The organism is Citrobacter sp. XT1-2-2 (genome assembly GCF_023516235.1).
GTDB classification, from domain to species: domain Bacteria; phylum Pseudomonadota; class Gammaproteobacteria; order Enterobacterales; family Enterobacteriaceae; genus Citrobacter; species Citrobacter werkmanii.
The window spans coordinates 4,177,877-4,192,752 of record NZ_CP097324.1; the positions used below are offsets into that span (position 1 = coordinate 4,177,877).

General features: G+C 53.8%; 12 protein-coding genes. 8 read left to right on the forward strand and 4 right to left on the reverse strand.

Annotated elements, in window-relative coordinates:
• The first annotated feature begins 115 nt into the window (after nucleotides 1-115).
• Both rapA and rluA read left to right on the forward strand, forming a co-directional pair.
• Nucleotides 116-3,022, forward strand: a complete 2,907-nt coding sequence (gene rapA / locus M4I31_RS19870; protein WP_038637132.1) for an RNA polymerase-associated protein RapA — start codon at nucleotides 116-118, stop codon at nucleotides 3,020-3,022.
• A gap of 11 nt (nucleotides 3,023-3,033) precedes the next feature.
• Nucleotides 3,034-3,693: a bifunctional tRNA pseudouridine(32) synthase/23S rRNA pseudouridine(746) synthase RluA gene (rluA, locus tag M4I31_RS19875; protein ID WP_038637129.1), complete on the forward strand. Its 660-nt coding sequence runs from the start codon at nucleotides 3,034-3,036 to the stop codon at nucleotides 3,691-3,693.
• A 173-nt stretch (nucleotides 3,694-3,866) separates the two neighbouring features.
• Here the strand turns inward: rluA and djlA are convergent, their stop codons facing one another.
• Entirely contained in the window at nucleotides 3,867-4,682 is an 816-nt protein-coding gene (gene djlA, locus M4I31_RS19880; RefSeq protein ID WP_003845702.1) for a co-chaperone DjlA, read from the reverse strand.
• A gap of 255 nt (nucleotides 4,683-4,937) precedes the next feature.
• Here djlA and lptD point away from each other — a divergent pair, with 255 nt between their 5' ends.
• Genes lptD through apaH form a run of 6 tightly spaced genes read left to right on the forward strand, consistent with a single transcriptional unit; the run spans nucleotide 4,938 to nucleotide 11,679 of the window.
• Nucleotides 4,938-7,295, forward strand: coding sequence for an LPS assembly protein LptD (gene lptD, locus M4I31_RS19885; RefSeq protein WP_085048325.1), 2,358 nt, complete (start codon nucleotides 4,938-4,940; stop codon nucleotides 7,293-7,295).
• Between the two features lie 52 nt (nucleotides 7,296-7,347).
• Nucleotides 7,348-8,634, forward strand: coding sequence for a peptidylprolyl isomerase SurA (gene surA / locus M4I31_RS19890; RefSeq protein WP_038637121.1), 1,287 nt, complete (start codon nucleotides 7,348-7,350; stop codon nucleotides 8,632-8,634).
• Nucleotides 8,634-9,626, forward strand: coding sequence for a 4-hydroxythreonine-4-phosphate dehydrogenase PdxA (pdxA, locus tag M4I31_RS19895; protein WP_085048326.1), 993 nt, complete (start codon nucleotides 8,634-8,636; stop codon nucleotides 9,624-9,626). The genes surA and pdxA overlap by 1 nt, the downstream gene beginning before the upstream one ends.
• Nucleotides 9,619-10,440: a 16S rRNA (adenine(1518)-N(6)/adenine(1519)-N(6))-dimethyltransferase RsmA gene (gene rsmA, locus M4I31_RS19900; RefSeq protein WP_005124503.1), complete on the forward strand. Its 822-nt coding sequence runs from the start codon at nucleotides 9,619-9,621 to the stop codon at nucleotides 10,438-10,440. The genes pdxA and rsmA overlap by 8 nt, the downstream gene beginning before the upstream one ends.
• A gap of 2 nt (nucleotides 10,441-10,442) precedes the next feature.
• Complete coding sequence (gene apaG / locus M4I31_RS19905; RefSeq protein ID WP_038637116.1) at nucleotides 10,443-10,820, forward strand: Co2+/Mg2+ efflux protein ApaG; 378 nt, start codon at nucleotides 10,443-10,445, stop codon at nucleotides 10,818-10,820.
• A gap of 10 nt (nucleotides 10,821-10,830) precedes the next feature.
• Nucleotides 10,831-11,679, forward strand: coding sequence for a bis(5'-nucleosyl)-tetraphosphatase (symmetrical) ApaH (gene apaH, locus M4I31_RS19910; protein WP_038637114.1), 849 nt, complete (start codon nucleotides 10,831-10,833; stop codon nucleotides 11,677-11,679).
• Nucleotides 11,680-11,769: 90 nt separating this feature from the next.
• On the opposite strand, the gene folA is transcribed toward apaH, so the two are convergent.
• The 3 genes from folA to kefF form a co-directional block, all read right to left on the reverse strand.
• A complete protein-coding gene (gene folA / locus M4I31_RS19915) occupies nucleotides 11,770-12,249 on the reverse strand; it encodes a type 3 dihydrofolate reductase (RefSeq protein WP_003018873.1) in 480 nt (159 codons plus the stop codon).
• Between the two features lie 198 nt (nucleotides 12,250-12,447).
• Nucleotides 12,448-14,310, reverse strand: a complete 1,863-nt coding sequence (gene kefC / locus M4I31_RS19920; protein WP_085048327.1) for a glutathione-regulated potassium-efflux system protein KefC — start codon at nucleotides 14,308-14,310, stop codon at nucleotides 12,448-12,450.
• A complete protein-coding gene (kefF, locus tag M4I31_RS19925; protein WP_038637110.1) occupies nucleotides 14,303-14,833 on the reverse strand; it encodes a glutathione-regulated potassium-efflux system oxidoreductase KefF in 531 nt (176 codons plus the stop codon). The genes kefC and kefF overlap by 8 nt, the downstream gene beginning before the upstream one ends.
• Nucleotides 14,834-14,876 lie beyond the last annotated feature (43 nt).

Below are 14,876 nucleotides of genomic sequence, written 5' to 3' on the forward strand. Positions count from 1 at the left end.
ACACCACTACCACTGATTTATTAGCCTGGTAGCGGGGTCGTATGCTCTCAAAAACCGGGTTAGCCCGGAAAATGACGAGTATTGCCTGCAATTAAAGATATAGAGCCGAACATATATGCCTTTTACACTTGGTCAACGCTGGATCAGCGATACAGAAAGCGAACTGGGACTTGGTACTGTTGTCGCCATGGATGCGCGAACCGTCACTTTACTTTTCTCATCGACGGGCGAAAACCGTCTGTATGCGCGCAGTGATTCTCCCGTGACCCGCGTGATGTTCAATCCTGGCGATACGATAACGAGCCATGAAGGCTGGCAACTGCATGTCGATGAAGTAAAAGAAGAAAACGGCCTGCTTGCCTATATCGGAACCCGCCTTGATACCGAAGAAACCGGTGTAACGCTGCGTGAAGTGTTGCTCGACAGTAAACTGGTATTCAGCAAACCACAGGATCGCCTGTTTGCCGGTCAGATTGACCGTATGGACCGCTTTGCGCTGCGCTATCGCGCGCGTAAATTTCAGAGCGAACAGTACCGTATGCCATGGAGTGGTTTGCGCGGCCAACGTACCAGCCTGATCCCCCACCAGCTCAACATTGCTCATGATGTTGGTCGTCGTCACGCCCCGCGCGTTTTGCTGGCTGACGAAGTGGGTTTAGGTAAAACCATTGAGGCCGGGATGATCCTGCATCAGCAACTGCTTTCCGGCGCCGCTGAACGCGTACTGATCATCGTCCCGGAGACGCTACAGCACCAGTGGCTGGTCGAAATGCTGCGCCGTTTCAACCTGCGTTTTGCGCTGTTCGATGATGAGCGTTATGCAGAAGCGCAACACGACGCCTACAACCCATTTGAAACCGAACAGTTAGTTATCTGTTCGCTGGACTTTGCCCGTCGCAGTAAACAGCGTCTGGAGCACCTGTGTGACGCCGAATGGGATCTGCTGATTGTCGACGAAGCCCATCACCTGGTGTGGAGCGAAGATGCGCCCAGCCGCGAATATATGGCCATTGAACAGCTGGCTGAGCGCGTACCGGGTATCCTGCTGCTGACCGCTACGCCAGAACAACTGGGTATGGAAAGCCACTTTGCACGTCTGCGCCTGCTGGATCCAAGCCGTTTCCACGATTTCGCCCAGTTTGTTGAAGAGCAAAAAAATTACCGTCCGGTCGCTGATGCCGTCGCCATGCTACTGGCTGGCAATAAGCTGAGTAACGATGAGCTGAACATGTTAGGCGACATGATTGGCGAGCAGGATATTGAGCCATTATTGCAGGCAGCAAACAGCGACAGCGAAGACGCCCAGAGCGCGCGTCAGGAACTGGTTTCGATGCTGATGGACCGCCATGGCACCAGCCGTGTGCTGTTCCGTAACACCCGTAACGGTGTGAAAGGCTTCCCGAAACGCGAACTGCATACCATCAAATTACCGTTGCCGACCCAATACCAGACCGCGATAAAAGTCTCCGGCATTATGGGCGCGCGTAAGAGTGCGGAAGACCGGGCTCGCGACATGCTCTACCCGGAACAGATTTATCAGGAATTCGAAGGCGACACCGGCACCTGGTGGAACTTCGATCCGCGCGTGGAATGGCTGATGGGCTACCTGACTAGCCACCGTTCGCAAAAAGTGCTGGTTATCTGCGCGAAAGCGACCACCGCGCTGCAACTGGAGCAGGTCCTGCGCGAACGCGAAGGGATCCGCGCCGCCGTGTTCCATGAAGGAATGTCGATTATTGAACGTGACCGCGCGGCGGCCTGGTTTAGCGAAGAAGATAGCGGCGCCCAGGTGATGCTGTGTTCTGAAATCGGCTCAGAAGGGCGTAACTTCCAGTTCGCCAGCAACCTGGTGATGTTCGACCTACCGTTCAACCCGGACCTGCTGGAACAGCGTATTGGTCGTCTGGACCGTATCGGCCAGGCACATGATATTCAGATCCACGTACCATTCCTGGAAAAAACCGCGCAATCCGTGCTGGTGCGCTGGTACCACGAAGGTCTGGATGCGTTCGAACACACTTGCCCAACCGGACGTACTATCTATGACACGGTATACAACAATCTGATCGGCTTCCTGGCTGAGCCGGAAAATACCGATGGCTTTGATGACCTGATCAAAACCTGCCGTGAGCAGCACGAGGCGCTGAAAGCCCAACTGGAGCAAGGCCGCGATCGCCTGCTGGAAATTCACTCCAATGGTGGTGAAAAAGCTCAGCAACTTACCGAAAGTATTGAAGAGCAGGATGACGACACCAGCCTGATCGCCTTTGCCATGAACCTGTTTGATATCGTCGGTATTAATCAGGATGACCGTGGCGACAATTTAATCGTACTGACGCCGTCCGATCATATGCTGGTACCGGATTTCCCTGGCCTGCCGGAAGATGGCTGCACCATTACGTTTGAACGTGATGTCGCCCTGTCGCGTGAAGACGCGCAGTTTATTACCTGGGAGCATCCGCTGATCCGCAATGGTCTGGATCTGATCCTGTCCGGCGACACCGGAAGCAGCACTATTTCTTTATTGAAAAACAAAGCGTTACCGGTCGGCACTCTGCTGGTTGAACTGGTTTACGTTGTAGAGGCGCAAGCGCCGAAACAGCTGCAGTTGAACCGCTTCCTGCCGCCAACGCCGGTACGCATGCTGCTGGATAAAAACGGCAATAACCTTGCCGCGCAGGTTGAATTCGAAACCTTTAACCGTCAGCTCAGCGCCGTTAACCGCCACACCGGCAGCAAACTGGTCAACGCAGTGCAGCAGGATGTTCATGCCATCCTGCAGTTGGGTGAAGCGCAGGTGGAAAAATCCGCCCGTGCGCTGATCGATGCGGCGCGCAAAGAAGCGGATGAGAAGCTGACAGCAGAACTGTCGCGTCTGGAAGCCCTACGTGCCGTTAACCCGAACATCCGTGATGACGAACTGAGCGCCATTGAAAGCAACCGCCAGCAGGTGTTGGAAAGCCTGGAGCAGGCGGGCTGGCGTCTGGATGCCCTGCGTCTGATCGTCGTGACGCACCAGTAACGGAGCCATACATGGGGATGGAAAACTACAATCCGCCGCAGGAACCCTGGCTGGTTATCCTGTATCAGGATGAGCACATTATGGTGGTCAACAAGCCGAGCGGCTTGTTGTCCGTGCCGGGTCGTCTGGATGAGCACAAAGACAGCGTGATGACGCGTATTCAACGCGACTACCCACAGGCTGAATCCGTACATCGTCTGGATATGGCAACCAGCGGCGTGATTGTAGTCGCGCTAACTAAAGCGGCAGAGCGTGAACTCAAACGCCAGTTTCGCGAGCGCGAACCGAAAAAGCAGTATGTCGCACGCGTATGGGGACATCCGGCGCCTGCCGAGGGACTGGTTGATTTACCGCTGATTTGCGACTGGCCGAACCGACCAAAGCAGAAAGTGTGTTATGAGACCGGGAAATCCGCGCAGACCGAGTATGAAGTGGTCGAGTTCGCGGCGGATAACACCGCCCGGGTGGTGCTCAAACCCATAACCGGACGCTCCCACCAGTTGCGTGTGCATATGCTGGCATTAGGACATCCGATCCTCGGCGACCGCTTCTACGCTCCGCCAGAAGCCCTGGCGTTAGCGCCACGCCTGCTGCTGCACGCAGAGATGTTAACCATCACTCATCCCGCATACGGCAACAGCATGACGTTTAAAGTCCCGGCGGATTTTTAAAACGTTGCTGGGGACGCATTTCGTTTTTGCTTTGTGTCTCTATTTATAGACACAAATCATTCGAGATGCATCGAGGCGGCAAACGAAGAAATCCCCAGGAGCATAGATAACTATGTGACTGGGGTTTCACAGTGCAGCCAACAAAGAGGCAGCTTGAAGGATGCCGTGTATATTTACTTGAAGCCTTTCTGTTCTTTGATTAGCTCATACGCCTTCTGAATTTCCTGCGCCTTCTGCTTAGCCATCTCCATCATTTCTGGCGGTAAACCTTTCGCGACCAGTTTGTCCGGATGGTGTTCGCTCATTAGTTTACGATAAGCGCGCTTAATGGTGGTCGCATCGTCGGTTGTTTTTACACCGAGAACATTGCAGGCGTCTTCCAGCGTCGGGCCTCGTTGCGCCTGCTGCCAGCCGCCACCACCGGACTGCTGCTGATATCCGCCGCCGAACTGTGCCCCGCCCTGCATCATGCGCAGAAACTGATCAAACTGGGTGCGCGAAATCCCCAACTCTTCAGCAATCACATACAGCACTTCACGCTCGTTAGGGTGCAATGACCCGTCGGCAAATGCCGCCTGGATCTGAATCTCCAGAAACATGCGGATCAGATCGAATCGACCAAAACAGACGCTGCGAAACTGACGCATCTTTTCACGTAACGGGTAATTGTCTGATTTTCCCACCCGGAAGGCGTGTTGCGCGGCAGTACGGGAATCACCGTGCAAATTCATCCGATCCATCAACTGGCTGGCGATATGAATATCGGCTTCCGTGACGCGACCTTTGGATTTGGTCAGATGTCCCATCACCTCAAAAGTGGTGGCAAAAAAAAGCGCCTGGCGTTCACGTTGGTTGGCAAACCACGCCATTTTGCGCATGCGGGCTTTGTCGAACATGTGGCCGACTAACAGGCCCAGAACCACACCCCAGAAGCCGCCGCCCATCATTAAAGCCACGGCTACACCAATTATCTTTCCCCAATACTGCATAGACTCCCCAAATCTTTGTGCTCTCAGCCAGGCTATGTCCCACAATATAAGCTGCTTTTACCGTTTTACGGCTGCGGTCAATTGTGGGACATCGCCTATAATTTGCATTATCATACCTGTCATTCAATGCCGTGCCTAACACCACGGATGCCTAAATGGGCAGGATTAACACTAGCGCAGTGAAGATGAGATAAGTTAGGCTGTGACCGTTTGTCACGCGCGACGCTACCGATGATGGAACAATAAATACAACGTATGAAAAAACGTATTCCCACTCTTCTGGCCACCATGATTGCCAGCGCCCTTTATAGCCAACAGGGCCTGGCAGCCGATCTCGCCTCACAGTGTATGCTGGGCGTGCCGAGCTATAACCGTCCTCTGGTGAAGGGCGAAACCAATGAATTACCCGTCACCATTAATGCCGACAACGCGAAAGGGAATTACCCGGATGACGCGGTGTTTACCGGCAACGTGGATATTGCGCAGGGTAATAGCCGCCTGCAGGCCGACGAAGTTCAGCTTCACCAGAAGCAAGCAGAAGGCCAGCCGGAGCCAGTACGAACCGTCGATGCGTTGGGTAATGTTCATTACGATGACAATCAGGTGATTCTGAAGGGACCGAAGGGCTGGTCTAATCTGAATACCAAAGATACCAATATCTGGGAGGGGGATTACCAGATGGTAGGTCGTCAGGGACGCGGGAAAGCCGATCTGATGAAACAGCGTGGGGAAAACCGTTATACCATTCTGGAAAACGGTAGTTTTACCTCCTGTCTGCCCGGTTCGGATACCTGGAGCGTCGTCGGTAGCGAAGTCATCCACGATCGTGAAGAACAGGTCGCGGAAATCTGGAACGCCCGGTTTAAACTGGGTCCGGTTCCGGTCTTTTACAGCCCCTATTTACAGTTGCCCGTCGGCGATAAGCGCCGTTCCGGTTTCCTGATCCCGAACGCAAAATACTCTACTAATAACTATTTTGAGTTCTACCTCCCGTACTACTGGAACATTGCGCCCAATATGGACGCCACCATCACGCCGCATTATATGCACCGTCGTGGCGGCATCATGTGGGAGAACGAATTCCGCTACCTCACCCAGGCGGGCGCAGGCCTGATGGAGTTCGACTATCTGAACTCCGATAAAGTGTACGAAGATGATAATCCGAAGGACAGCAACTCACGCCGCTGGCTGTTCTACTGGCAGCACTCTGGCGTCATGGACCAGGTGTGGCGTTTCAACGTCGACTACACCAAGGTCAGCGACACCAGTTACTTTAATGATTTTGATAACAAATACGGCTCCAGTACCGACGGCTACGCCACGCAGAAATTCAGCGTCGGCTATGCGGTACAGAACTTTGACGCCACGGTTTCGACCAAGCAGTTCCAGGTCTTCGATTCCGCAAACAGTAACAGTTACTCTGCGCAGCCGCAGTTAGACGTCAACTATTACCAGAATGACGTCGGTCCGTTTGATACCCGTATTTATGGCCAGGCGGTCCATTTCGTTAACACCAATGACAACATGCCAGAAGCAACGCGTGTTCACCTTGAACCGACCATCAACCTGCCGTTGTCGAATAACTGGGGCAGTATCAATACCGAAGCGAAACTGCTGGCTACGCACTATCAGCAGACCAATCTGGATTGGTACAACAGTAACCCGCAAAACACCAAGCTGGATGATTCCGCCAACCGCGTCATGCCGCAGTTTAAAGTTGACGGCAAGATGGTATTCGAGCGTGATATGCAAATGCTGGCGCCGGGATATACCCAGACGCTGGAGCCGCGCGCCCAGTACCTGTACGTCCCGTATCGCGACCAAAGCCATATCTATAACTATGACTCGTCCCTGCTGCAATCTGACTACAGCGGCCTGTTCCGTGACCGTACTTATGGCGGTCTGGACCGTATTGCTTCCGCTAACCAGGTAACGACCGGGGTCACATCTCGCGTTTATGATGACGCGGCCGTTGAACGTTTTAATATTTCTGTGGGTCAAATCTACTATTTCACTGAGTCTCGCACTGGCGATGACAACATTAAATGGGAGAATGACGACAAAACGGGTTCGCTGGTCTGGGCGGGAGACACCTACTGGCGCATCTCCGATCGCTGGGGTTTGCGTAGTGGGATTCAGTACGACACGCGTCTGGATAGCATCGCCACCAGCAGCAGCAGTATCGAATACCGCCGCGACGAAAACCGTATGCTGCAGTTGAACTACCGTTATGCCAGTTCAGAGTATATCCAGGCAACCCTGCCTTCTTACTACTCGACGGCCGATCAGTATAAGAACGGGATTTCGCAGGTGGGCGCAGTGGCAAGCTTCCCGATCGCCGATCGCTGGTCGATTGTCGGTGCTTACTACTTCGATACCAACGTGAACAAAGAAGCAGACTCTATGCTGGGCTTACAGTACAACTCCTGCTGTTACGCCATTCGCTTCGGCTACGAACGTAAGCTGAACGGTTGGGATAACACCCAGCAACATGCAATTTATGACAACACGATCGGCTTTAATATCGAACTCCGCGGCCTGAGCTCCAACTACGGTCTCGGCACCAACCAAATGTTGCGTTCGAACATTTTGCCGTATCAAAGCGCTTTATGATCTGATTAATTTACACGTAATCCGCATTGCGGTTAATTGAAATGGAAAAAGTATGAAGAACTGGAAAACGCTGCTTCTCGGTATCGCCATGATCGCGAATACCAGTTTCGCTGCCCCACAGGTAGTCGATAAAGTCGCAGCCGTCGTCAATAACGGCGTCGTTCTGGAAAGCGACGTCGATGGCTTAATGCAGTCAGTAAAACTTAATGCGGGTCAAGCTGGTCAGCAGTTACCAGACGACGCCACGCTGCGTCATCAGATCCTGGAACGTTTGATCATGGATCAAATCATCCTGCAGATGGGTCAGAAGATGGGGGTGAAAATTTCTGACGAGCAGTTGGATCAGGCTATCGCCAACATCGCCAAGCAGAACAACATGACGCTGGATCAGATGCGCAGCCGTCTGGCACAGGATGGCTTGAGCTATTCGACCTATCGTAGCCAGATCCGCAAAGAAATGACCATCTCCGAAGTGCGTAACAACGAAGTTCGCCGTCGCGTCACCATTCTGCCGCAGGAAGTGGATGCCCTGGCGCAGCAGGTTGGCAACCAAAACGATGCCAGCACCGAGCTGAACCTGAGCCACATTCTGATCCCATTACCGGAAAACCCAACGTCAGAGCAGGTAAACGCGGCTGAAAGCCAGGCACGCTCTGTTGTTGATGAAGCGCGTAACGGTAGCGATTTCGGCAAACTGGCCATCACTTACTCCGCCGATCAGCAGGCGCTGAAAGGTGGCCAGATGGGTTGGGGACGTATTCAGGAACTGCCGGGCATCTTTGCTCAGGCGTTAAGCACCGCGAAGAAAGGCGATATCATCGGCCCTATTCGTTCAGGCGTGGGTTTCCACATCCTGAAAGTCAACGACATGCGTGGTCAAAGCCAGAGCATCTCCGTGACTGAAGTGCACGCCCGCCATATTCTGCTGAAGCCATCGCCGATCATGACCGATCAACAGGCGCGTCTGAAGCTGGAACAAATCGCGGCAGATATTAAGAGTGGTAAAACCACCTTCGCGGCAGCAGCAAAAGAGTTTTCTCAGGATCCCGGTTCTGCCAACCAGGGCGGCGATCTGGGCTGGGCTGCAGCGGATATTTTCGATCCTGCTTTCCGCGATGCGCTGACCAAACTTAACAAAGGCCAGATGAGCGCCCCGGTGCATTCCTCTTTCGGTTGGCATCTGATCGAACTGCTGGACACGCGTAATGTGGATAAAACTGACGCAGCGCAGAAAGACCGTGCCTACCGTATGCTGATGAACCGTAAATTCTCGGAAGAAGCAGCGACCTGGATGCAGGAACAGCGCGCCAGCGCATACGTTAAAATTCTGAGCAACTAATGACTCGTATTCAACGCGTTGTCATCACTCCCGGCGAACCCGCCGGGATTGGCCCAGACCTCGTGGTTCAGCTCGCACAGCGTGAGTGGCCCGTAGAACTCGTCGTCTGTGCGGATGCCGCTCTTCTCAGTGACCGGGCAGCGATGCTCGGTTTACCGCTTTCACTCCTCCCCTACTCTTCAGATACTCCAGCCAGACCGCAATCAGCAGGTACGTTGACGCTGTTACCGATTGCGCTACGAGCGCCTGTAGTCGCAGGTCAGTTGGCGGTAGAAAATGGGCAATATGTCGTGGATACGCTGGCTCGCGCCTGTGATGGTTGTCTGCAAGGTGAATTCGCGGCGCTGATTACCGGTCCGGTCCACAAGGGCGTAATCAATGACGCTGGCGTGCCGTTTACCGGGCATACCGAGTTTTTTGAAGAGCGCTCACAGGCGAAGAAAGTGGTGATGATGCTGGCGACGGAGGAGCTGCGCGTGGCGCTGGCCACCACGCATTTGCCGCTCAGAGCCGTTGCCGACGCCATTACGCCCGCCCTGTTGCAGGAAGTGATCAGCATTCTGCATCATGATTTACGCACCAGGTTCGGCATTGCCGATCCGCATATTCTGGTGTGTGGTCTTAACCCGCATGCTGGTGAAGGCGGTCATATGGGGACGGAAGAGATAGACACCATCATTCCCGTCCTCGATGCACTGCGTACGCAGGGGATGAAACTAAACGGCCCACTGCCAGCAGATACGCTGTTTCAGCCCAAATATCTCGACCACGCGGATGCCGTATTGGCAATGTACCACGATCAGGGCCTCCCCGTGCTAAAATACCAGGGATTTGGTCGCGGGGTGAATATCACGCTGGGCCTGCCCTTTATTCGCACATCTGTCGATCACGGCACCGCGCTTGAACTTGCGGGTCGTGGGCAAGCAGATGTCGGCAGTTTTATTACGGCGCTTAATCTCGCCATCAAAATGATTGTTAATACTAATGAATAATCGAGTCCATCAGGGCCACTTAGCCCGTAAACGTTTCGGGCAAAACTTCCTTAACGATCAGTTTGTGATCGAAAGTATTGTCTCTGCTATCAATCCGCAGAAGGGTCAGGCAATGGTCGAAATCGGCCCGGGCCTGGCAGCATTGACCGAGCCAGTAGGCGAACGTCTGGACAAGCTCACGGTCATTGAACTGGACCGGGACCTTGCCGCGCGCCTGCAAACTCACCCGTTTTTAGGGCCAAAGCTGACGATTTATCAGCAAGATGCCATGACGATGAACTTCGGCGAACTCGCACAAACGATGGGCCAGCCGCTGCGCGTTTTCGGTAACCTGCCGTACAATATCTCCACGCCGCTGATGTTCCATCTTTTTACCTATACTGATGCCATTGCCGACATGCATTTCATGTTGCAAAAAGAGGTGGTCAATCGTCTGGTTGCAGGGCCAAACAGTAAAGCGTATGGTCGATTAAGCGTCATGGCGCAATATTATTGCAATGTGATCCCGGTACTCGAAGTACCGCCATCCGCATTCACGCCTGCGCCTAAAGTCGATTCCGCCGTTGTGCGTCTGGTTCCTCATGCGACGATGCCGTACCCGGTTAAAGATGTCCGCGTGCTGAGCCGTATTACCACCGAAGCGTTTAATCAGCGCCGTAAAACGGTACGTAACAGCCTCGGCAACCTGTTTAGCGTTGAGGTCCTGACCGAGCTGGGTATTGATCCGGCGATGCGAGCGGAAAATATCTCTGTCGCGCAATACTGCCGGATGGCTAACTATCTGTCAGAAAACGCGCCATCGAAGGAGAGTTAAAGATGATCAATTCGCCCCGAGTGTGCATTCAGGTACAAAGCGTCTACATTGAGGCGCAATCCTCACCTGATGATGAACGTTACGTTTTTGCTTATACCGTGACTATCCGCAATTTGGGGCGAGCGCCTGTGCAGCTGTTGGGGCGTTATTGGTTGATCACTAATGGTCATGGCCGCGAAACCGAAGTTCAGGGCGAAGGTGTGGTTGGCGTTCAGCCCCACATCGCACCTGGCGAAGAGTATCAGTACACCAGCGGAGCGGTAATTGAAACACCGCTGGGCACCATGCAGGGTCATTACGAAATGATCGATGAACAAGGCATCGCCTTTACCATCGACATTCCCGTGTTTCGGCTCGCCGTTCCAACACTCATTCACTAAAACAATAACTATGGCGACATACCTTATTGGCGACGTTCACGGTTGTTACGATGAACTGATCGCCTTGCTGCACCAGGTAGACTTCAACCCCGAACAAGACACCCTATGGCTCACTGGCGATCTGGTCGCGCGTGGGCCGGGCTCTCTGGACGTTTTACGCTACGTGAAATCGCTGGGCGATAGCGTGCGGTTAGTCCTTGGCAATCACGATTTGCACCTGCTGGCCGTATTTGCCGGTATCAGTCGTAACAAACCGAAAGACCGGCTCACACCGCTGCTCGAAGCACCGGACGCGGATGAGTTACTTAATTGGTTACGCCGCCAGCCGCTCTTGCAGATTGATGAAGAGAAGAAGCTGGTGATGGCGCATGCCGGTATTACCCCACAATGGGATCTGCAGACAGCGAGGAATTGCGCCCGCGATGTTGAAGCCGTATTGTCGAGCGACTCTTATCCCTTCTTCCTCGACGCCATGTATGGCGACATGCCAAACAACTGGACACCGGAACTCACGGGACTGGCGCGCCTGCGTTTTATTACCAACGCATTTACCCGCATGCGCTACTGCTTCCCCAACGGTCAGTTGGATATGTACAGCAAAGAGTCGCCAGAAGATGCGCCAGCCCCACTGAAGCCCTGGTTTGCCATTCCTGGACCGGTCAGTGAAGCCTATAGCATTGCTTTCGGGCACTGGGCATCGCTGGAGGGGAAAGGCACGCCTGAAGGTATCTACGCGCTGGATACGGGATGTTGCTGGGGGGGAGACCTCACCTGTCTGCGCTGGGAAGACAAACGGTACTTTGTACAGCCATCAAATCGCCATCTGAATCTGGATCCCGGCGAGGCGGTCAACGCCTGATAGTCGTTTGCCGGATGCGGTGCTCGCACCTTATCCGGCCTACATTAGCTGGATGATAAGGCGTTTCGCCGCCATCCGGCGCTTACGGTATTAACGACGTTCCAGAATCTCGAAGCAGTAGCTGTGGGAGTTTTGTGCGTCGGCATCGTGAAATTCGCTAAACACCGATTCCCAGTCGTCCGGTTCGTAGTCCGGGAAATGCGTATCCCCTTCAACTTCCGCATCAATGTGTGTCAGATACAGTTTTTGCGCTTTCGGCAGGAACTGCTCATACACGCGTCCACCGCCAATCACCATAATTTCAGGTTCATCGCCGCAGGCCGCTATTGCTTCATCAACAGACTTCACCCACTGCACGCGATCGTCGGTGCCTGGCTTGCTGCTGATGACAATATTTTTACGCCCTGGCAACGGTCGCCCGATGGATTCCCAGGTATGGCGTCCCATGACAACCGGCTTGTTTAAGGTATTACGTTTAAACCAGGCGAGATCGGCAGGTAGGTTCCATGGCATGGCGTTTTCCATACCGATGACGCGATCTACCGCTAACGCCGCAATCAGACTGATCATTGAATGTTTCCCGGATACAAAAAAATTGTCGCCACTATACGGAAAGCGCAATCTTTCGTCGACTGGCGGAAAGAGGATGAGCATGAAAATTTTCCGTTCTGCTGGCGAACCGACCTATTTAAGGTGGTACGCCAGCATTACAGTAGTTCAAAAACAGCCAATTAGCAGTAAAGTTTGCAGAACATCACATTTTTTACTCTATGCTGACGGTTTCACTTCCGGCTCATCGGCGACGTCGCCCGTATGTTTACCTTCGTCCGTGCCTTGCCAGCCATGGCGTTGAATTAACGATAAGTGTTGGCGATCTTCCGCAATAATTTCACTCAGCATTGCGCTGGTGCGTTTATAAACCGCTGCGCGGGAAATCGCGTCATTTTCCCCTTTCACCATCTCCTCAACCATGAGCATATTGAAGCGGCGGAATACGTCGGCCCGCTCACGCGCTTCATAGCGACCAAGCCCAAGACCTTCCAGCGCCAGACGCCCGGTCTTCAGCGCGCCTTCAAAGGTTTCACGTTCCGGCATTTCCACCCCTGCCTGGCGCAGGCGAATGTAATGATCCACATCGCGCGCGCGGGCAATAATTTGCAGATGAGGGAAATGCTCCTTCACCATTTCGGTTAATTGCAGGCTGGTTTGCGGATCGTCAATGGCGTTAATAATGACTTCAGCTTTAGCCGCCCCTGCAGACTCCAGCAGATCCATCCGGGTCGCATCGCCATAGAAAACCTTCATGCCGAATTTACGTAGCGTTTCGATATGGTCCGGGTCATGATCAAGAACCACCATTTTGACGCCGCTCGACAACAGTAAACGACCGGTAATCTGACCAAATCGCCCAAACCCGGCGATGATCACTCGCGGTTGTTCTTCGTCGATTTCATCCGCTTCCCGCTCTTCACCGGTCGCTGATTTTTCCAGTCGTGTCAAAATCACCAGTAAAATCGGCGTCGCCGCCATCGACAACGCGACAGCCAGGGTCAGCGATTTCGCCCAATCAGGATCAAGCACGTCTGCCATTTGCGCCGCGCCAAACACCACGAAGGCAAATTCACTGCCCTGCCCTAATAATACGGCAAACCAGCGACGTTGCTTATTCGGCACCTGCAACGGTTTCGCTATCAGCCACAGCATGACGGTTTTGATAACCAGGAAACCGACCAGCAGAATAACGATGCGTAATGGGTTATCTACCAGCGTGCCAAAATCGATAGACATCCCCACGCCGATGAAGAACAGTCCCAGCAACAGTCCTTTGAACGGTTCAATATCGCTTTCCAGCGCGTGGCGATACTCAGAACTGGCCAGCAGCACACCGGCCAGGAACGCCCCCATCGCCATCGACAGTCCGACCTCTTCCAATAGCAGACCGAAGCCAAAAACGAGGAATAGCGCGACGGCGCTAAACACTTCCCGCAGGCCTGAACGGGCAACAAAACGTAAGGCGGGACGCGTCACATAGCGACCTAACAGCACCACCAGCACCAGTGCCCCCGCCACCTTAAGCGCAGAGAGCGCAAACGCCCCAAGCGTTGTCGATGCGCCGCTCGCCGCGAGTAATGGGATCATCGCGACCAGTGGAATAGCGGCGATATCCTGGAACAGCAGCACGGCAAATGTGCTGCGTCCGAGTTGCGACACCATCAGGTTACGTTCATTCATCGCCTGCATAGCGATGGCCGTTGAGGAAAGCGCCAGCGTCATGCCGATCAGTTCCGCTACCTGCCAGCGCAGGCCGAGGAACATACAGAACAGACCGATCAGCCCCCCGCAAACCACCATTTGTAATGCACCACCGCCAAACACCGAGGCTCGCAGCTTCCACAAACGTTGCGGATCCAGTTCCAGGCCGATGACAAACAGCATCAGCACCACGCCGATCTCGGCAAAATGGAGGATTGATTCGGCATCTGTCACCAGCCTCAAGCCCCAAGGACCGATGATGCACCCGGCGATGAGATAGCCCAGCACTGACCCTAAGCCCAGCCGTACGGCGATGGGGACAATCAGCGCCGCCGAACCGAGGTAAATCAGCGCCTGTATCAGCGTATGACTATCCATGATGCACCTCCTGCCACTCCAGCAGACGCTGTTTATAGTGGCGCGCCTGCGCCTGCAGCGTTTCATCATCGCAAATAAACGTACAGTGCATCGCAAACGGCGGCAGCCATTTGAGGCCGCAATATAAAGCCGTTGCCTGTAGGGGCTGAGAAAGTACATCAAAGCCAGGATGGGAGCCGATATCAAAGTGGTTTTCACCGCCGCCGGTCGTCACAGCCCACAGCAGATGTTTACCGTGCAGCGCTGTTCCGCCATGGCCATAGGCCCAGCCGTGAGAGAGGACTTTATCCATCCACAATTTGAGTAACGGAGGCGTGCTATACCACTGCATAGGATGCTGCCAGATAATTAAATCAGCGCGTGCCAACGCATCCTGTTCAGCGGCAATATCGATATTGAAATCGGGGTAGAGCTGGTAGAGCGAGCGGATCTCCACACCCTCCAGCGTCCTTGCCTGATCAAGCATCCGCTTATTCGCATGCGAATGCTGCGGATAGGGATGCGCATAAATGATGAGAATCATGATTAGCCTGTGTCACTGCATTATTGTAATAACAGTGAGTTTA